This window comes from Anaerococcus martiniensis, from assembly GCF_043187485.1.
In the GTDB taxonomy this organism is placed as follows: domain Bacteria; phylum Bacillota; class Clostridia; order Tissierellales; family Peptoniphilaceae; genus Anaerococcus; species Anaerococcus martiniensis.
Genome location: NZ_CP171106.1, coordinates 1,321,793 through 1,341,059 on the forward strand (window position 1 = coordinate 1,321,793; position 19,267 = coordinate 1,341,059).

Below are 19,267 nucleotides of genomic sequence, written 5' to 3' on the forward strand. Positions count from 1 at the left end.
ATCAAATGTTAGTATTTTAAAATATCCATAAGGAGGAAGGGAAATGCTAACGATAAAAAACTTAAATAAAAAATTTGATAAAAAAATTATCTATGAAAATTTAAATTTAGAATTAAAAAAAGGAGAAATCTTTGCCCTAATAGGTCCAAATGGTATTGGAAAAACTACCCTTATACGCATGATGCTAGGGCTAGATAAAGATTATGAAGGAGAAATTGATAAGGGCCAAAATAAAATATCTTATAGTCCTGAATCTCCAAATTTTCCTGAAATACTAACAGGTAAAGAATTCTTAGAGCTTATTAAATATCATCATAAATCAGATGATAATATTGATCAGTTAATGAAAAAAGTTGGACTTGATCCAGATAATAGAACTAAAATTTTAAACTATTCAAAGGGTATGCTACAAAGATTAGCTGTAGCTCAATCTTTAATTGGAAATCCCGACATAATTCTTTTGGATGAGCCATCCAGTGGATTAGACTTTTTCGGGCAGATGGCTATGCAAGATTTGATAAAAGGCTTAAAGACTTCAGACAAGGCAATACTCTTAAACTCTCATTTGCTCTATGATGTAGGAAAAATTGCTGATAGGGGAGTAATTATTATGGGTCCTAGTAATTTTAAAAAGTTTTCTAAAGAGGATTTTAAGGAAAAATCACTGGCTCAAATATTTATAGACTTTGCAAAGGAGATTGGCTATGAACCTAACTAAGTTACATATAAAGGAAAATTTAAGTAAATCATCATTTATTATTTTTGCCGTAATTGGATTAATAATCACATTTTTGGCTAGGGGAATGGAAGTTACTGCCCCAGGAGTAAATACTAGTGGTGATTTTGGAAAATATGGTATCCAGTGGTCAATAATTAGCTTAATATCTGCCCTTGCCTGTGTGACACTAACAACTGGTAGTCTTAAAAAATATTCTAAGACTGACTTGCCAGATATACTAAAAGTCCATGGCCTAAGTTTAAATAGGCAAATTAAGCAGATATTTAAGGCTGATGTAATTATAAGCATGATGATGGGACTACTACTTTTGATAGGAATGCTTGTTAATATTATTATAGAAAGACCTAAAATAAGCCTAATAGGTTTTTTAATAGCTATTTTAATTTACCTATTAACAATATTTGTTATAAATCTAATAATGGAAATATTAAATTTACTTTTTAATTCTGCGGCTGCATCCTTATTTGGGATATTTTTTGTTATTGTTGGAGCGTTAAGAGGCATACTAACCTTTGTGTTGGAAATGCAAGGCGGACTTTTTGCTGAAATCTTGGTTAAAGTTCTATATATTTTCCCACCAATTAATGACTTGAGTAAGATTGCTCGCGATTTATTTTTAGGAGATTTTAATAATTTTGCATTAGTTGGTCAATGTTTGCTCTATGTTTGGATTTTGATTGGCTTATATTATTTAGTAAAGAAATGGAAGGTGGGAGATGAAAAATAAGATTACTTATTTTATTATTGGGCTAATATTAGTTATATTTAATTACCAAAATCGTATCACTACTATTGATAAAACTACCTTAGATTTGATTGAAGATGTAAATAATTATGATACAGAAAAATTATGGCCGGGATTTGAGAATAAAGACTATATGAAAGATATTAGGTATAATTCTAGTAAAGAGTTTAGGTATGATAAGGGAAATATTACTTTTAAAACACCTGATCAACCAGTAGTAAGTATTGAAGCTTTAAAAGATGATAATATTCCTTTAATAAAAGCAGTTCCATTTGAAAAATTTAGAGACATAGCCGACCAAGCTGGTTCATCAGGTGCAAATGTAGAAGCAAAATATAAGTCAGTAATAATCCATGAATCATTCCACTGCTTTCAAATGGAACATGGACTAAGTGAAGTGTCAGATATTAGTGATACAATTGATATAGAAGACCCAGATTATGAAAAATTTGTAGAAGCTTGTAAAAAATTAAATCAAGATGATACATATAAAAAACTCTGGGAAGATGAATACAAGGCTTTACTATATTTATATGAAAATAATGATGCTAGCAAGTATAAAGAAGCTAGGAGCAAACGATTTTCATATGTAAAATCCAATTTTCCTGATGAATTTGATTATTTTTATAAACTAGTAACTTATAAAGAATTTATAGAAGGTAGTGCCAGATTTGTAGAGGAAAAATATATGGTAGATTTAGTAAATGATCCCTATATCAATTATGAAGATAGGATTTTTTATAGTATTGATACCTCTCTTTATTCAGAAGGGTCATTAAAGGCAAAGATACTTGATAAATATTATCCACAATGGGAAGAAAATATAGATTTTTCTAGGGATAATAATTTTGATAAGATGTTTAAAAAAGGAAATATTTTGTGAGTGAAAAAATCTTAGTAGTCGATGACAATGATGAAATACGTGATATAGTTAGGCTCTATCTTAAAAATAGCAACTTTGAGGTTTATGAGGCTAAAAATGGAAAAGAGGCCTTGGATTTTCTAAAAGATAATAAAATTTCTTTGATGATCCTAGACATAATGATGCCAGGAGTAGACGGGATAGAAGTTCTAAAAGCAATTGGTAATGACAGAGATTTTCCTATAATATTTCTATCAGCCAAATCTAGTGTAAAAGATAAGATAGAAGGTCTATACCTTGGAGCGGATGATTATTTAGCAAAACCCTTTGACCCAGGAGAACTGGTGGCAAGGGTTATTGCGCTTTTAAGAAGAAATAATCGAAAGTTAAATAATAATATAGTAAAAATAGGAAATCTAAGTTGGGATAAGGAAAATAGACTTGTTTACAAAGATGATAATCTTTTGACTTTACGATCTAAAGAATATGAATTACTTACTATGTTTATGACAACCCCTGGCAAGGTATTTACCAAACAAGAAATTTACGAAAATTTATGGCAGGAGTATTATTTTGAAGATGATAACACAATTATGGTTCATATATCAAATCTTCGAGAAAAGATAGAGAGTAATCCCAAAAGCCCAACTAAAATAATCACCATAAGAGGATTAGGATATATGCTTAGGAAAGAATAATGAATACAAAAAAGAATATTTTTAAAAATACTATCATTTTTATAATAGTTTTTTTACTGTCTACAATTATATTTTTTGCAAGTCTATTAAAGATTTTAGACGGAGGCCGTTTTGAAAATTTATTCGGTGAATACATGCCCGTATCCGATAATATTGACGAAAGCTTATTAAACTGGCAAAAAATAGAAGAACTTGGTGGATCTGGTTTTGTAGTGGATGGGAACAAGGTAATAAGATCTTACAATAAAAAATATAATAAAGAATATTCTAATTCTCAGCTCTTAGATTTTGCAACACTAGATGGGAAAAATCAAAGCACTTTTGTCTTTAACACCTACGATGGAAATAAGTTTTTTTTAAATTATCCTAGTGATAAAGTTTCTACATCTATAAATATTAATTTAAACGAGGGCCAAAGCACACTTAAGACCAGTTTAATTGTTTTGTTGTTTTTAATAATTGGAATTTATATATTTATAATATATTTTATAGTTCGTTGGCTATCAAATAAGATAAGCAATGAATTGGCAGTAATATATATGAAGCAAGAAAAAGATAAGGATTTATTATTTAAGGGCATAGCCCATGATGTAAAAACGCCTTTGTCAGTTATATTATCTTATAGTAGGGCAGTTGATGAAAATGTAATTGATAATGAAAAAAGAGAAGAATATCTAAAAGCAATAGGAAGAAATGCAGAAGTTTTAAATCAAAGGGTAGATGAACTTTTAGAATTTTCAAGCCTTGATAGCTTTCATGTTAATAAAGAAAATAAAGATATTTTGGAACTTGTAAGAAGATACGTTGGAGATAATTACTCATATTTTTTAGATAATAATGCAAGTGTTGAAATACTTTTTGATGAGAATGAAAAATATTTTGCCCTCGTTGATGAAAAATTATTTCAAAGAGTACTTCAAAATTTATTACAAAATTCTATAGACCATAATAAAGACAATGTTGTAATTTCAATTGATTTTATGGAAGAGAAACTTATCATAAAGGATAATGGTAGGGGCATAGACCCTAAAAATATAGAAAATATTTTTGACCCACTTTTTACCGAAGATTCTAGCCGCCAAGGAGAAAAACTTCGTGGAATGGGTTTATCAAATGTTAAAAAAATTTGTGAGCTTCATAAGTGGGAGGTTTACTATAAGGATGGCTTTGTAATCAGCTTCTAAAATAGTATAGTGTTTTTCTGATATATAGGGAGGGTGCTAATGAAAGATAAAAAAGATACAAAAGTAGTAGTAGGTATCAGCGGCGGGGTAGATTCCTCAGTTGCAGCCCTGCTTTTAAAAGAAGAAGGCTATGATGTAGTCGGAATATTTATGAAAAACTGGGATGACACAGATGAAAATGGTGTGTGCACTGCAGAAGAAGATTTCGAAGATGCAGTAGCCATTGCAAATCAAATCGGAATTCCTTATTATTCGATAAATTTTGAAAAAGAATATTATGATAGGGTATTTACCTACTTTTTAGATGAATACAAAAAAGGTAGAACTCCAAATCCTGACATAATGTGCAACAAGGAAATAAAATTTAAGGCATTTTTAGATTATGCTAAAAACCTAGGAGCTGATTATGTAGCAACAGGACACTATGCCAGAGTAGATAGATCTGGGGATGAAACAGTGATGCTACGTGGACTTGATAACAACAAAGACCAAACATACTTTTTAAGTCAATTATCCCAAGATCAAATTAAAGATGTATTATTCCCAGTAGGAGAATTACAAAAATCTGAAGTAAGAGAGATAGCAAAAAAATATAATCTTGCAACAGCAAATAAAAAAGATTCCACAGGAATTTGCTTTATTGGAGAACGCGATTTTAATGAATTTTTAAGCAACTATATGCCAGCCCAACCGGGAGATATTGTTGATACAGAAGGAAATGTTTTAGGAAAACACGATGGACTAATGTATCATACCATCGGCCAAAGACGTGGTCTGGGAATAGGTGGCGATGGAGCAGCTTGGTTTGTATGCGGCAAAGATTTAGAAAAAAATGAGCTTATAGTTTGCCAGGGAGCAGACAATCCACTTCTATTTTCAAATAAGCTATATGCTAGCGAATTTTCTACCTTCACAGATAAAAAAATCCCAAGAGAATTTGACTGTACATCCAAATTTAGATACCGCCAAAAAGATATAAATGCCCATGTAAAAGTTTTAGATGACAATCATGTAGAAGTGACATATGATGAAACTAAGGCAGTAACTCCTGGCCAAGCAGCAGTATTTTATATGGATGAAATTTGTATAGGATCTGCAATTATTGATGAAGTATATAATGGGGAAACTAAGCTAAAAGTTTAATTTTTGGAAAGATTTATTTATGATAATAGACAATGATTATAGTTTTATTGGCTCTGACATCAGAAAAATAAGAGAAGCAAAGGGTATTACTCGCAAGGAAATAGCTGAGAATATGTATGTTTCTGAAGAGACTATTAGGAGAATAGAAAAGGGAGAAAATGACCCTAGAATCTCTACTCTAGTACCTATTTGTAATTATATTGGTATTGATATCAAAGATTTAATAAATGATAGATAATTTGAATATAATAATTTATTATCATTAAGAAAAGAAATTGGTGACTTATTAAATAATGCCTCAATTGACAAGGCAAAAATTTTAATTAGAAGCCTAGATGACTTGGATTTTTCTAAAAATTTAGCCCATGAAAAAGAATTATATGCTACAAAACATTATTTTAATGGATTGTTGGCTATAAAAAATAATAAAGAGGGATCTGATCCTTCTGATCAACTAGAAAATGCACTTTCCGATTTGAATACTAAATTTAAAATAAATGAATTTAAGAATTACAAATACGATGAGTTTTCTCTTAGGATTTTATTAGCCCTTGCCTTAAATGAATATAATAAAGGAAATTTTGAGCTTTACAAAGACATTATGACCGAGATGAGTAGCTATATAAATTCAAACATTGAAAATTATTTTGTTTTTTGCTACAATTTAGCAGTTTTTTACACAAGAATTAAAAAATATAATCAGTCTCTTCAAATTTGCAATCAAGCCATTGCAGAGGCAAGATATGTAAAAGAAAATTCATATTTAAATATGCTTTATTATGCAAAAGGGATTAACCATTTATTCTTACACGAATATGATATGGCAAAAGAAAGTTTTGATTATTGTAAAGTATTAACGAATATATTTGCTTCAGATACTATAAAATCTAGTTTGTCGGATCAAATAGACAGCTTACTAATAAAAAACAACTAATATAAAACATAAGAATCCACACAAATGTGTATTTAAATCATTTTTTCTATATGCTACCATGTAAGCAACAAGGAGGTAGTAATATGAAAAAAATTAAAAAAGCTATAGTAGTAGCATTTTTATTAATGCTAACATTTAACCTTAACCAAAATAAAAGCAATCAAGTAGCAATTGATGACCTTGATGAGCACATCATCGATATATATTACCTAGCATAAAAATTAGCATTGAAAATTAAAGCGTATAGAAAAATGATTTATAAATAGAAGCATAGAGATAAATTTTATTTCGTTTACCTCCTTAGTAAATAGCTTCTATTTGGAGATTAAACACATAGTGTAAGGAGATATTATGAAAAAAAATAAAGTATTAGTTGGAGCATTATCAATCACAATATTAACAAATACAATTTTACCAGCAACAAATATTGCAACAAAATCAAATACACCAATTGCAAATGTTGCCTATGCTGAAAGTAATTCAAATGAATCACAAGAAGCTGTTGAAAAAATTAATTACTTAAAAGAATTAACTACTAGCCTTGAAAATATAAGTGGTGGCCTAGGAGGCAAACAAGTAAGCTGGCTAAAAGAATTAAATCACGCTGCTGATTTGATGACAAAAATTGTAAAAAGTGGAATAAATAGTGCATCTGAATTAAGAAATAAAATTATACCAAGAATTGACTTGCTAATAAATGTAGCAGAAACAATTACAGCTGATGCAACAGAACTAGCTGATAGTGAACAACAAGCTCACATAATAGTTGGATTTTCAGTTACACGTGCCATACTTAAAGCAACAGATTTATTTGAAAATGCAGAAGGTCTAAAAAAAGCATCAGAAAACTTGACAGCATCCCTAGAAAAAGCTCGCCAAGTGCCAAAACTAAATGATGATTCAAAAAGAACCCACTATACTTTACAAAAACTTGATAAAGCACTGGCAAATGCAAAACAAATTAGAAATTGGGAACTAAAAAATAAACTTGATCCAGCAGAACTAGCAGATGTAGATTTGTTAATTAAAGAAGCCCAAGAAGTAAGAATAAATACATCATCAACTGTGGCTGAAGTAAATGCAATAACAAAGAAATTAAATGCAAAAATTGATGAAGCTGTAAAAGCTATCCCAGAAGGGAAAAGATCTGCAAACAAGATTCAAAAAAGAGGACTTGAAAAAGATATACAGGCAGCCAAAAACCTACGCGACTTCAGCCTAAATTGATGAAATAAACCAAATTGAAGAATAGTAGCATAGTAAAGCCTCTAATTGTAGAAAAATTAGATGTTTTTTATTATAAAAAATTAATAAAAAAATCACAAAATTAAAGATTAAATATAAAATATAAATTATAATTTAACAAGTGGTTGAATCATATTTTACGGGGTATTTTTTACATAAGTATAAAAGAAAACTTATACTTATAATATATCAAGGAGGAAGATATGAAAAAGTCACTAAAAGTAGCAATAATTACTTCACTATTATTGGTACCAACTACAGTAGTTAAAGCTGAAAATACTGACAATATAGTTCCAATTTCATCAGAAAATAAAATGGAGTTGAAAGAATACATCTTCCAAATTTTAAGTATTGATGAAAATGAAAACGTTAAACTAGTATATGTCGGCCAAGTTGATGGTAATTCATTTAGCAAAAATCTAAAGGATAATATAAAATTAACCATACCTAAATCATATTTTGATGAAGAGGTCAATGAAAAAGATAGAATTTTATTAAAATCTAATAAAAATCCTGAAGATTTAAATGAATTAGAAATTAGCAAAGAAGACCTAAGCTTATACGAAAAGTATAAAAAACCAGAAAATAGAGAAGTAGACAAGGTTCCAGAAGATGCAACAGTAGGAACATTTGTTGTAAAAGAAGTAAATAATGAGGCAAATACACCTACAGCTGTATTAATAGATGAAAATAATCCTAGAATTGAATATGTAATTGATACTGATCAATTACGAGATGATGATGTAAAAGTAAATGATAGGTACAAAATCTACTGGAATGGAATAGCTTTCCAATCATTTCCAGCAAAATTTGGTGAAATTTATAGGGTTGAAGAACTAGAAAGTAAAAAACCTGATAATGACCCAACTGATGAAGTTCCAGAAGATGCAACAATCGGTGAATTTACAGTTAAAGAAGTAAACAAAGATGGCAATAAGCCAAGCGCTATTCTTTATAGCAATTCTGATAAATCAAGTGAATATTCTATCACTTTCGAACAACTAGATGATGAAAATGTAAGCGAAAAAGATAGATATAAAATTTATTGGGATGGAAAAGTTTTAAGCTCAAATCCAGCACAATTTGGAAAAATTTATAAGGTTGAAAAGCTAGAAAATGAAGAGACAGATAAAAAGAAAGAATTATCTATAAAAATGTATGATAGTTTAGTACAAACTAAAGCTGCGTCAATTTTACTAGAAAAAGCTCCAAAAACTGTTGAGAGTATAAGAGATGAATTTGGTAATTACATGGGTAAAGCAAATGGGATTATGGAAAATGCTTTCTTAATATTTTTAACAGAAGAAGAGAAAAAAACTGGTAGTAGAGATTCAGCTATAATAAAGATGATGCAATATAAATATGATAAAAAACTAGAAAGTCCAAGTGATCAAGAACTAGCAAAATCAATATTTTTAAACACAATAAGTGCAAATGCTGGTAAAAAATTGCTTAACGATTTTCCAAATTTATCAAAAGGTATCTCAAAGGAATTAAAAGCAAATGTAGAAAAATCAGATGAGATTATTAACAGAGCTTTAAAGAACTTAAAATAAAAATAGATGAAATTTGCCCTCGTTAGTTCGGGGGCTATTTTATTTAAAAATTAACACGGATTTAACATCTGATTTGATAATATGAGATTAGCAAAGGAGGTATTTATGAAAAAAATTGCAACTTTAGCACTAGCAATGCTTGTTATTCCAAGTGTAAACTCATTTGCAGCTAGTGAGAACAATCAAATTAACGATAACAATCAAAAAATGGAAATGAAATCCGAAAGTAAAGAACAAAAAGAAAATCAAGAGGACCTTTATGAAGTAATAGAAGTTTTTGACAATACTGTTACTTTAAAATTTATTGAAACTCTAAATGGCAACCAGATTCCAACTTACAATGGTGCAGAATTCAATGTAGCTAAAGAAAAATTCTCCCAAAAAGATATAAAAGTTGGTGACAGATTCAAAATAACCCACGATGACATTATTATGCCATCAAACCCTGCCCAATTTGGTAAAATTTTTGCAATAGAAAAAGTTGAATCCAATAGTAACGAAAACGATGACGTAAAAGAAGAACAAATTAAAGAAAACTTTGTAGTTGAAAAAGTTAATGAAAATGGATATACAATAGCTGATATAAATAATTTAGAAAATAAGTTCAATATCAGCAAAAAAGAAGCCAACAATATGGACCTAAATATTGGAGATAAATTAGAAATTACCCACAATGGTGTAATTTTAGAATCATATCCAGCTCAATTTGGAAAAATAATTGAAGTTTTAAAATATGATGATGAAGAAAAAGAAGAAGAAAAACCAGAAGATAATATTACTGAAACATTTATAGTCGAAAATGTGTCAGATGGTGGATATACTATTTACGAAAAATCCAACAAAGACAATAAATATTTTATTTCAAAAGAAGATGCAAAATCTATGGATTTGATGGAAGGTGATAAAATAGAAATCACCCATACAGGCCTTGCTACAAAATCATATCCAGCACAATTTGTCGGTGAAATAAAAGTTCGTAAATTAGATGCTGAATCAAAAGAAAAAATGCCAGCAAAAGATAAAAAAGAAAATTCAAAAATAAAAAATGAAGATAATAAAGATGTAAAACCAGCTGGCAAAGTTAGGGAAAAAGACCTTAAAAAGTCAAAAATGGATATAATGAATAAAGAAAAAATGGAATCCATGGACAACAAAAAGGCGGGAGAAAACCCAAAAACTGGAATTCTTTCATCAATTGGACTAGTAGGTTCAAGTGCAGTAGCAATTGCCATAGCAAAAAAAATTAGAAATTACCAATAAAAATAAGCCCTTGTGTTAATTCACAAGGGTTTTAGCTTTAAATATTTATTTCCAACACTATTGGAGTATGGTCTTGGCGTTTGCCAGAGTCAATCATATCCGAACGACTTACATTATCTTTTATCCTATTGCTGACTAAAAAATAATCAATTCTCCAGCCTGAATTATTGATCTTGCTTGTTTTTACTCTTTGTGCCCACCAGGTGTATTTTCCTTCTACATTTCCATGTAGGTATCTAAATGTATCAGTAAATCCTCGGCTAAGTATATAAGTAAAACCTTCACGTTCTTCATCGGTAAATCCTGCAGACATATGGTTATTTTCTGGATGAGCTAGGTCGATTTCTTCATGGGCAACATTAAAATCTCCCGCTGCAATTACAGGTTTTTCTTTATCGAGTTTTACAATATAATCAGAATATCTTCTATCCCATTTTTGCCTATCAGAAAGTCTCTTTAGCTCATTACCTGCATTTGGAGTATAGACTTGAGTAAAATAAAAATCTTCAAACTCTAAAGTAACCATTCTTCCTTCAAGATCCATAGGCTCTGGGGCATCTATAATTGGGAAATTACTATTACAATCCAAATCTTTTTTATAAAGTGTCATACAACCTGCATAGGATTTGCGGGCTCCCTCTGCAGAATTGACATGAACGTAATTATAATCTGGGAAAAATTCTTCTAGTTTTTCTTTATGTTTTTTAGAAAGTCCTGTTTGTGGTAATTTTGTCTCTTGAAGCGCAATTACATCAGGATCTTCTTTTTTTATAGTTTCAATAACTTCACGAGTCATAACAGCTCTGTTTGAATCACCTGTCAGTGCTGCATTTAGTGAATCTATATTCCATGAAATAAATTTCAAATTAATCTCCTTTTTAATTTCTATCTTACTTTAACTATAAAATTTTTGTAAATAAATGCAAGTGAATAGAGACTTAAAATTTGTAAAAAATATGTAGAATATTATATTGTGGGTATAATAAATATAATAAAGACTTACAAAGGAGGACATTATGAGAAAAAAAATTTTTGTATTAGGCCTTAGTATGGCATTTGTTTTTTCAATTGGAAATAATGTCTACGCTAATAATACAAGTATAGAAAGTCAACAAGAAGAAAATCGTACATATGTTTATGAAGTTATCAAGGTAGGAGAAAAAAGTGTAACTTTGCTTTATCAAGGAGAAATCAAAGATGATTCTATTATTATAGAGGAGATTGAAAATAAGATCAATCTAGACCTTGATAAGAAATATTTTGAAGATGATGTAAATATTCACGATATGTATCAAATCAAGAGCAAAGAGAAACTTTCTAATTTAGATAAGGAAAATATCAAAAAAGAAGATATTAGTCTTAAGGAAAAGTATGTAAAACCGACAAATATGGCCAAGGAAGATTTTCCAAAAAATACAGAAAAATTGGATTTTATAATAGAAAAACTTGAAGGTGATAAGAAAAGAGGATATGAAGCTACTATAGCCGAAGTGGGTAATAAAAATAACAAGTATTTTATAAATAGTGATAATTTGCGTGATGAGAATCCACAAAAGGGTGATAAATACACTATTTATTGGGACGGTGTGACCTTAGAATCCTATCCTGCTCAATTTGGTAAGATTTTTAGAGTTGAAAAATTAGCAAAAGAAAATCAAGAGAGTCTAGAATTTGAAATTGATGAGATTATAATAAATAAAGATAATAAGACTGCCATAGTTTTTGAAACAGAAAATAAGACCAATGTATTTTCAATCGACCTAGAAGATTTGAAAGATGAAAATGCAAAAGCTGGTGACAGATACGCAATTACTTGGAATGGAATAGCTACTAAGTCAATTCCAGCTCAATTTGGCGAGATTTATGAAGTAAAGAAAACTTTTGATAATAAGGATGAAATCAAAGAAACTTCAGAATTTGAACTTGTTGATATCACTGATAGCAAGGAAGGTAAGGATGCCAATCTTAAAAAATCTGATTCTTTTGGTGGGATAAGCCTAGTAATGCTATCAGAACTAGAAGATGACAAGGCTCAAATCGGGGATAAGTATTTGATAACCTACACAAAAGATTCGCTGGGTCACATAGGTGTCATAGAAAAGGTCGAAAAAGTTAAAAATGAAGATGATGCTGATGTAAAATTTGACGAACTTAAAAAGAGAGTTGATGAAGCAGGAAACATAGTACTAGGTGATGGCACTTTTACAAAAGAAAGTGCTAAAAGATTCCAAAAAGCTTTTGAAAATGCTAAGGAAATCTTGAATAAATCTGATGCGACCCAAGAAGAGGTTGATAAGGCTGCCAAAGAGTTAAGAGAAGCTAAGGATGGACTTAGCGAAAAAACGGGAGTTATTACTCGTCAATTTGTCCTAACAGAAATTTTCGAAAAGGGCGGCAAAAAAGCTCGTCTTACTGATATAGAATATAAGAATAAGGAATTTACCATAGATTTTGAAAGCTTAGGAGATTCAAATGCCAAAGTCGGTGATACTTACAATGTCACCATGGAAAATGTTGATTCAAATGAATCACCTTATCAAATGGGCAAGGTTACAAAAATAGAAAAAGTTCCAAATTATGGAAGACTAATTGATGCTATTGAAAAAGCTAAAAAAGCCTATGACAAAAACAAAACTTACACTAAAGAAAGTTTAGCAGATTACAACAAAGCTTTTGAAACTGCACAAGATATGATTGCCAAGAATTCACTGGATAGTCCAGAAAATATCGACAAAGCAGCAAGTGATCTAGAAAAGGCGGCTGATGGTCTAAAAGAAGTCAAAAAAGACCCTGCCAAAGAAAACAAAAAGGCAAAAACTGTAAAGGGTTGGAATCCTAATACAGGCATTACTCCAGTAGCTCCACTACTTGGAATAATTGCAGGGGCCGGATATTTATTAAAAAAGAAAAAATAGATAGAAATTACGGGTAAGAAATTGCCCGTAATTTTTTTGCTTAAAGATATATGCTATAATAAAGTTATGATATTAGAAGCATTTGAGAATATCCGAATTGATAAATATATTTCTGACGAATTTGAAGAAATTCCAAGGGAGAAAATAAAAACTTTTATCAAGGATAAGAAAATAAAAGTTAATAATAAAGATATCAAACCTTCATACAAGCTTGAAATTGGTGATGAGCTTGAGATATCTGATGAGCTTTTTGAAGTTCCAGAAATAAAACCAGAGCCAATGGATTTAAAAATTATCTATGAAAATGATGATTTTGCAATAATTGATAAGGATGAAAATATAATTGTACATCCAGCTGGATCCATAATTACTGGAACTTTGGTAAATGGTTTACTAGATAGATATGGCTATCAAGGACTTTCTCATATGGGTGGAGAGGATAGACCAGGCATTGTCCATAGGCTTGATAAAGACACGACAGGACTTATGGTAATTGCAAAAAATAATGAAACCTACAAGTATTTAAAAACTCTTTTTGAAACACGAAAAGTAGACAAAGAGTACCTTGCAATTGTTCACGGAAATTTTGAGCAAAAAACTGGCAGGATAGAAAACTTTATGGATAGGGATCCTAATAATCGCAGAAAAATGGCGGTTAGTCCTAGTGGAAGAGTTGCCATTAGTGAATATGAAGTTTTAAAAGAAGTAGCTGGTTATTCTCTTGTTAAAATCCATATTATAACTGGTCGTACTCATCAAATTAGAGTCCATATGACTCATTTAAATCATCCTCTTGTGGGAGATCCAGTTTATGGCAATGTAAAGACCAATTTTAATTTAGACCATCAATTGCTACATTGTGCCTACTTAGGATTTACTGATAATAATGGGCAATATATTAGTTTTAATGCACAGCCCCATGAAACTTTCTTAAAATATCAAAATGTCTTAGGACTTGGAGAATAAAATGTATTCAAAAACAAACACCTGCTCACTTTTGGGTTTGGCAGGAAATTTGGTAGAAGTAGAATCAGATATCACCTCTGGCTTACCAGCATTTTTAATAGTTGGTTTGCCAGATTCATCTATAAAAGAATCAAAGGAAAGAGTAAGAGTTGCCATCAGTAACTCTGGATATTCCTTTCCCCCAGGTAGAATTACAGTTAATTTATCACCAGCTGACCTTAAAAAAGAAGGAACTCAACTTGATTTACCAATAGCAGTTTCACTTTTAAATTCCATGGGAGTAATCACATATCCCTACGATGATTATGTATTTTTGGGAGAACTTGCTTTAGATGGAAGGATTTTGCCAGTTAGGGGTGCCCTTGCAATGGTAATTTCTATGAGAGAGCTTGGTTTTAGTAAATTTATAATCGCAGATGAAAATAAAGAAGAATGTGCAATTATAAATGATGTCGAGATTTTACCATTTTCAACTTTAAACGATATAGTTGCATTTATAAACAAGGAAAAAGAAGTAAAGGCCTATCAGTTAGATTTGTCAAAAGCAAATCAAGAAGTAGAATACGATTTGGATTTTGCTGATATTAAGGGGCAAGAAAGTTTAAAAAGATCCCTGCAAATTGCTGCAGCCGGCAACCATAATTTATTGATGATAGGACCGCCAGGGTCAGGAAAAACTTTTTCTGCCAAACACCTACCTACCATACTGCCAGATATGAGCTTTGATGAAAAAGTTGAAGTAACTAAAATTTATTCAATAATGGGACTATTAGACAAGGGAAGATTAGTAAATGAAAGGCCATTTAGATCACCCCACCATTCAGCAAGCGAAGTGGCCCTAATCGGTGGGGGACACTCCATACCCAAACCTGGAGAAATTTCTCTAGCCCACAGAGGAGTTTTGTTTTTAGATGAGTTTCCAGAATTTAATAAAAAAACCATAGAAGCGCTTAGAGAACCCCTTGAAAATCGAGAAATAAATATTTCACGTGCCCAAGCAAGTTTAAAGTATCCATCAGATTTTATATTAATTGCTGCAATGAACCCTTGTCCTTGTGGAAATTATGGTAATCCTTTAAAGGAATGTAGCTGTTCTCAAAACGAAATTAGAAGATATTTAAATAAAATTTCTGCTCCAATTCTTGATAGGATTGATATTCACATTGAAATATCTCCTGTTAAATACGAAGATTTGAGAAATAATACACCATCAAAATCTTCAAAGGAACTCAAGGAAGAAGTGGTTAAAGCTAGAAAAATCCAAGAAGACCGATATAAACGCGAAAAAGTTTCTACAAACTCAGAACTTTCTACAGCCCAGATGAAAAAATATATAAAACTTAGCCCAGAAGTTGAAAAAATAGCAAAAATGGCTTTTAATAAATACAATTTTTCAGTAAGAAGTTTTAATAAAATAATAAAAATGGCTAGAACTATAGCAGACTTAGACCAAAGTAGCAATATCGAACAAAAACACCTCTTAGAAGCAGTTAGATATAGAACTTTGGATGGGAAATATTGGGGAGAATAATATTTTGCCAATGTTTTTTATAATGGTGGTATAGTCTATCTGCAAGATAAAAAGTTAAAGTAATCTCAATAACGGAAGAGTTATGAAAAAAAGCAATAAAGTAGGTCTTGTTATTGTTTTATCATTGGGTTTATCATATTTACTCTTTTCAAATGAAAATTTTGTAAAGCAGAATTATAAAACTAGCGAAGAGACCTCTGTAAATATAAATGAATTTGCTGTTAAAGAAAAAATCATGCACGGTGCAAGCATAGACATAGATCGCCTTGCATTTAGAAAAACTATTATAGACAAAAATAAAAGTAATAAAAGGTCCTTGTTTGTTGATAGCAACGTTGGATATAATTATGAAACATCTTTAAATATTAATCAAGAAAACGAATTGGAAGATAAGAATAGCCCAGTTTTAGTAGAAAATTTATTTACTGAAAACAATATGCCAACAGTAAGCTCTACTAAACCAGAGAATATAGAGAATAATTTGACAATCTCCAACGATAATCCAAGAGAGAATGACAAATTAACTGTTAGTAATGAAAATCTAACAGAGAGTGAAAAATTAATTATTAAAAATGATAACAAAATAGAATATTTATATCAATTAGATAATAATGATTTTGAAGATAACAAAATAGATGGTAATTATCCTATTTTAATAAATGAAATTAATTTGCACCAAAACCCGTCAGCTAATACTAATGAAGGAAAAATTATTGAAACAAAAGTAAATAATTCTATTGTAGAGAATAAAGAAATTAGAAACTCTCTTATCGAAAAATCCAATTCTAATATTATTGAAAAAATTAAAGATACTAATATAAAAAATAGTAAATCTATCGAGGAAATCACTCCTAATAATCTTGAAAAAAAGATAGTTGAAGATGAGTTTAATAAGAAAAATAATTCTAATAATCTAGAAAATAACAAAAATAAAGACGCAAAGAAAAAAGAAAATTCAAAATACGGTCCTAAAGAAGATAAAATTAAGAAAAATGAATTAAAAGAACTAAGAAAACAACATGATGACTTAATTTTAAATTCAGATATAACTATAAATGAAAATGAATTTAAGGCATCCTTGAATAAATTAGATAATGATTTAGATTAGCAATAAACTATAAGAAAAAATAATTATTTTGAATCAAGGAAAGATTCTCATAAATTAGAGTCTTTATCAAATTTAAAAGATATTAATAATAAAGAACTAAGTTTATTAGATAAATTATCTGGAATGAATATAAAAGTTTAAAATGTAAAATTTCAATAAATCAATCTTAAGAACCCCAAAATATTTAGGGCTTTTTTTATTTATATAATTTAATTTCTATAATATAATGTAATTAAGAATAAATTTTGGGCGGGAGAATTATGCTTGATCAACGTGATATATTAGAAAATATTGATAAATTTGTTTACGACTTGTTTGACTACGCTCTTTATTATCGAGCAAGTGACATACATATTGAGCCTGAAGAAAATTATGGCAGAGTAAGACTTAGAATTGACGGTAGACTAGATGAAATACTAAGGATAACTAGGAAAAATTATGAAATGCTTGTATCAAAACTAAAGCTTCTGGCAAATATGGATATAAGCGAGCATCGAAGACCTCAAGATGAAAATTTAAAAATTCCAGCATATGCAAATGTGGACTTTCGAGTTTCAGTAATTGGCACCATTAATGGAGAAAAATTAGTAGTTAGAATCTTATCTTTGGGAGAATTTAAGGAAAATGCAAATTTACTAGGATTTAGTCAAAAGTCAAAGCAAAAATTAGAAGAAGCTATGAAAAATCGTTCGGGAATGATTATTTTTTCTGGTCCAACTGGCTCAGGAAAATCTACATCTCTTTATTCTTTGCTTGAAGAACTCAATAATGATTTTGAAAATATTATAACCGTTGAAGACCCGGTAGAATACAACATCGAAGGAATAAATCAGATAAATATTAATGAAAAAATTGATTTTACTTTTGCAAAGGCCCTAAGATCAATTCTTAGACAGGACCCAGATATAATTTTAATTGGGGAAATAAGAGATTACGAAACTGCGCAAATTGCTATTAGGGCTGCAATAACTGGCCATTTGGTTTTAACAACTCTTCATACTAATAATGCCTTATCATCTATTATTAGACTTAAAGATTTGGGAGTAGAAAATTATTTATTATCCTCTGCTATCAATGCAGTTGCTAGTCAACGCCTAGTAAGAAAACTTTGTGATTGCAAAATACCAGATAAAATGACAGACTTAGAATATAATTTGGCTAAAAAATATATAGATATTGATAGAAATAAAGAAATTTATAGGCCAAATGGTTGTCCAAATTGCAACGAAGGCTATAGGGGAAGAGAAGCTTGTGAAGAAGTTTTTATTCTTACAGATGAGTTTAGGGATATGGTTAGAAACAATCAAATAGACCTAGTAAGTGTAAGTGAATTTGCAAAAAACAACAACTTTAAATCTATGGTTTACAATGGACTAGTTAAAGTCTTTGAAGGTTCAACAAGCTTTGATGAACTTATTAATGTTATGTATGATCAGATATGATTTTACAGAAGTGGTATTTTATGTTTATTTAGACGAAGATAAGTAGTATTTTCGTCTAATTTTATACAAATAATATATTTTAAATTAAGTAACTAACTTTTTTTAGTCAAGTCCATAATATTGTGCTAGTAAATTTCACGCAATATTATGGACTTGACTCATTTTTTAAGTTTCTTATTTGATATTATATTTAACATTATAGTTTCGTAAAAAATTTAACAAAATGGTTGTAAAAAGTTGGGGGGGGGTATGTTATTATAAATACAGGGATTATAGCTACAAGAAAGGAATCAAATTATGAATATAAAATCTAAAAGTTATAAAAAAATTGTAAAGTTTTTATTGGCTTTAACTCTAATTGTAGGAGTGGCTAATGTTGCTTATGCTGCTAGTTACGGAAATAGTATGAATGGAGCATCAAACTATGAAGTTGGTCAAGTAAAATATAATGGAGCTGCTTGGAATTATTCAGGTTCAGGATATAATTGGGCATCCTTTACCTATACCAGAAATGGACAAACTTTACTTAAAAGAACTGCTAAAAAAGGAAAAGTGACTGGAAGCGTATGGGATGATTTGGTACGTTGGGGTAAAAATTATACAACGAAATTCTATTGGAATCATGGATAATCGCTTTTATTAGAAAAATATTAACTTAGTTTAAATTATAATATTGTAGCTATAATTTCTAATAAAAATTGTTAAAAAAGTGTATGAGGGATTATTATGTCCAAATCTTTGTTTAGATGGTATGAAAGATTATTGTTATTTATTTGTTACTTTATTTGCTATGCGTTTAATATACTATTTGATTATATAAGAATATTACCTGTAGATTCACTTCTTTTAGAAATTTATTTAAAGCAATTCTATGACTATCAGACTTATATAATGTTTGCAATATCATTTATTCTTATAATTTTTCATTATAAAACGTTA

19 protein-coding genes are annotated in these 19,267 nt (G+C 29.8%); 18 read left to right on the top strand and 1 reads right to left on the bottom strand.

What is annotated here, in order from left to right:
- Positions 1-43 precede the first annotated feature (43 nt).
- From ACF3NF_RS06445 to ACF3NF_RS06500, 12 genes are all read left to right on the top strand, one after another.
- The gene (locus tag ACF3NF_RS06445; RefSeq protein WP_394022674.1) at positions 44-718 is read left to right on the top strand and encodes an ABC transporter ATP-binding protein; all 675 of its coding nucleotides are present in this window, start codon (positions 44-46) and stop codon (positions 716-718) included.
- Positions 705-1,466 (top strand): hypothetical protein, encoded by a 762-nt coding sequence (locus tag ACF3NF_RS06450; RefSeq protein ID WP_394022675.1) that lies wholly within the window; start codon positions 705-707, stop codon positions 1,464-1,466. The genes ACF3NF_RS06445 and ACF3NF_RS06450 overlap by 14 nt, the downstream gene beginning before the upstream one ends.
- Positions 1,456-2,367, top strand: a complete 912-nt coding sequence (locus ACF3NF_RS06455) for a hypothetical protein (RefSeq protein WP_394022676.1) — start codon at positions 1,456-1,458, stop codon at positions 2,365-2,367. The genes ACF3NF_RS06450 and ACF3NF_RS06455 overlap by 11 nt, the downstream gene beginning before the upstream one ends.
- Positions 2,364-3,044 (top strand): response regulator transcription factor, encoded by a 681-nt coding sequence (locus ACF3NF_RS06460; RefSeq protein ID WP_394022677.1) that lies wholly within the window; start codon positions 2,364-2,366, stop codon positions 3,042-3,044. The genes ACF3NF_RS06455 and ACF3NF_RS06460 overlap by 4 nt, the downstream gene beginning before the upstream one ends.
- Complete coding sequence (locus ACF3NF_RS06465) at positions 3,044-4,228, top strand: sensor histidine kinase (protein ID WP_394022678.1); 1,185 nt, start codon at positions 3,044-3,046, stop codon at positions 4,226-4,228. The genes ACF3NF_RS06460 and ACF3NF_RS06465 overlap by 1 nt, the downstream gene beginning before the upstream one ends.
- A gap of 39 nt (positions 4,229-4,267) precedes the next feature.
- The gene (gene mnmA / locus ACF3NF_RS06470) at positions 4,268-5,371 is read left to right on the top strand and encodes a tRNA 2-thiouridine(34) synthase MnmA (RefSeq protein WP_394022679.1); all 1,104 of its coding nucleotides are present in this window, start codon (positions 4,268-4,270) and stop codon (positions 5,369-5,371) included.
- Between the two features lie 19 nt (positions 5,372-5,390).
- Positions 5,391-5,609 carry a helix-turn-helix domain-containing protein gene (locus ACF3NF_RS06475; protein WP_394022680.1) on the top strand — a complete coding sequence of 73 codons (219 nt, stop codon included), beginning with the start codon at positions 5,391-5,393 and terminating at the stop codon, positions 5,607-5,609.
- A 102-nt stretch (positions 5,610-5,711) separates the two neighbouring features.
- Positions 5,712-6,305 (top strand): hypothetical protein, encoded by a 594-nt coding sequence (locus tag ACF3NF_RS06480; RefSeq protein ID WP_394022681.1) that lies wholly within the window; start codon positions 5,712-5,714, stop codon positions 6,303-6,305.
- 83 nt (positions 6,306-6,388) lie between these two features.
- Entirely contained in the window at positions 6,389-6,523 is a 135-nt protein-coding gene (locus tag ACF3NF_RS06485) for a hypothetical protein (protein WP_394022682.1), read from the top strand.
- 133 nt (positions 6,524-6,656) lie between these two features.
- Positions 6,657-7,532 (top strand): CAMP factor family pore-forming toxin, encoded by an 876-nt coding sequence (locus ACF3NF_RS06490; RefSeq protein ID WP_394022683.1) that lies wholly within the window; start codon positions 6,657-6,659, stop codon positions 7,530-7,532.
- Positions 7,533-7,753: 221 nt separating this feature from the next.
- Positions 7,754-9,106 carry a hypothetical protein gene (locus ACF3NF_RS06495; RefSeq protein WP_394022684.1) on the top strand — a complete coding sequence of 451 codons (1,353 nt, stop codon included), beginning with the start codon at positions 7,754-7,756 and terminating at the stop codon, positions 9,104-9,106.
- 105 nt (positions 9,107-9,211) lie between these two features.
- On the top strand, positions 9,212-10,366 hold the full coding sequence (locus tag ACF3NF_RS06500) for a hypothetical protein (protein ID WP_394022685.1): 1,155 nt from the start codon (positions 9,212-9,214) through the stop codon (positions 10,364-10,366).
- Between the two features lie 37 nt (positions 10,367-10,403).
- Here ACF3NF_RS06500 and ACF3NF_RS06505 read toward each other — a convergent pair whose 3' ends face one another.
- On the bottom strand, positions 10,404-11,231 hold the full coding sequence (locus tag ACF3NF_RS06505) for an exodeoxyribonuclease III (RefSeq protein ID WP_394022686.1): 828 nt from the start codon (positions 11,229-11,231) through the stop codon (positions 10,404-10,406).
- A 151-nt stretch (positions 11,232-11,382) separates the two neighbouring features.
- Between ACF3NF_RS06505 and ACF3NF_RS06510 the strand changes: the two genes are divergently transcribed.
- The 6 genes from ACF3NF_RS06510 (at position 11,383) to ACF3NF_RS06535 (ending at position 18,958) form a co-directional block, all read left to right on the top strand.
- Positions 11,383-13,281, top strand: coding sequence for a hypothetical protein (locus ACF3NF_RS06510; RefSeq protein WP_394022687.1), 1,899 nt, complete (start codon positions 11,383-11,385; stop codon positions 13,279-13,281).
- 66 nt (positions 13,282-13,347) lie between these two features.
- Positions 13,348-14,247: an RluA family pseudouridine synthase gene (locus ACF3NF_RS06515; protein WP_394022688.1), complete on the top strand. Its 900-nt coding sequence runs from the start codon at positions 13,348-13,350 to the stop codon at positions 14,245-14,247.
- A gap of 1 nt (position 14,248) precedes the next feature.
- The gene (locus tag ACF3NF_RS06520) at positions 14,249-15,778 is read left to right on the top strand and encodes a YifB family Mg chelatase-like AAA ATPase (protein ID WP_394022689.1); all 1,530 of its coding nucleotides are present in this window, start codon (positions 14,249-14,251) and stop codon (positions 15,776-15,778) included.
- Between the two features lie 82 nt (positions 15,779-15,860).
- Positions 15,861-16,886, top strand: coding sequence for a hypothetical protein (locus ACF3NF_RS06525; RefSeq protein WP_394022690.1), 1,026 nt, complete (start codon positions 15,861-15,863; stop codon positions 16,884-16,886).
- A gap of 260 nt (positions 16,887-17,146) precedes the next feature.
- Positions 17,147-18,328 carry a GspE/PulE family protein gene (locus ACF3NF_RS06530; protein WP_394022691.1) on the top strand — a complete coding sequence of 394 codons (1,182 nt, stop codon included), beginning with the start codon at positions 17,147-17,149 and terminating at the stop codon, positions 18,326-18,328.
- Between the two features lie 297 nt (positions 18,329-18,625).
- The gene (locus ACF3NF_RS06535; protein ID WP_394022692.1) at positions 18,626-18,958 is read left to right on the top strand and encodes a hypothetical protein; all 333 of its coding nucleotides are present in this window, start codon (positions 18,626-18,628) and stop codon (positions 18,956-18,958) included.
- The last annotated feature ends 309 nt before the right edge of the window (positions 18,959-19,267 follow it).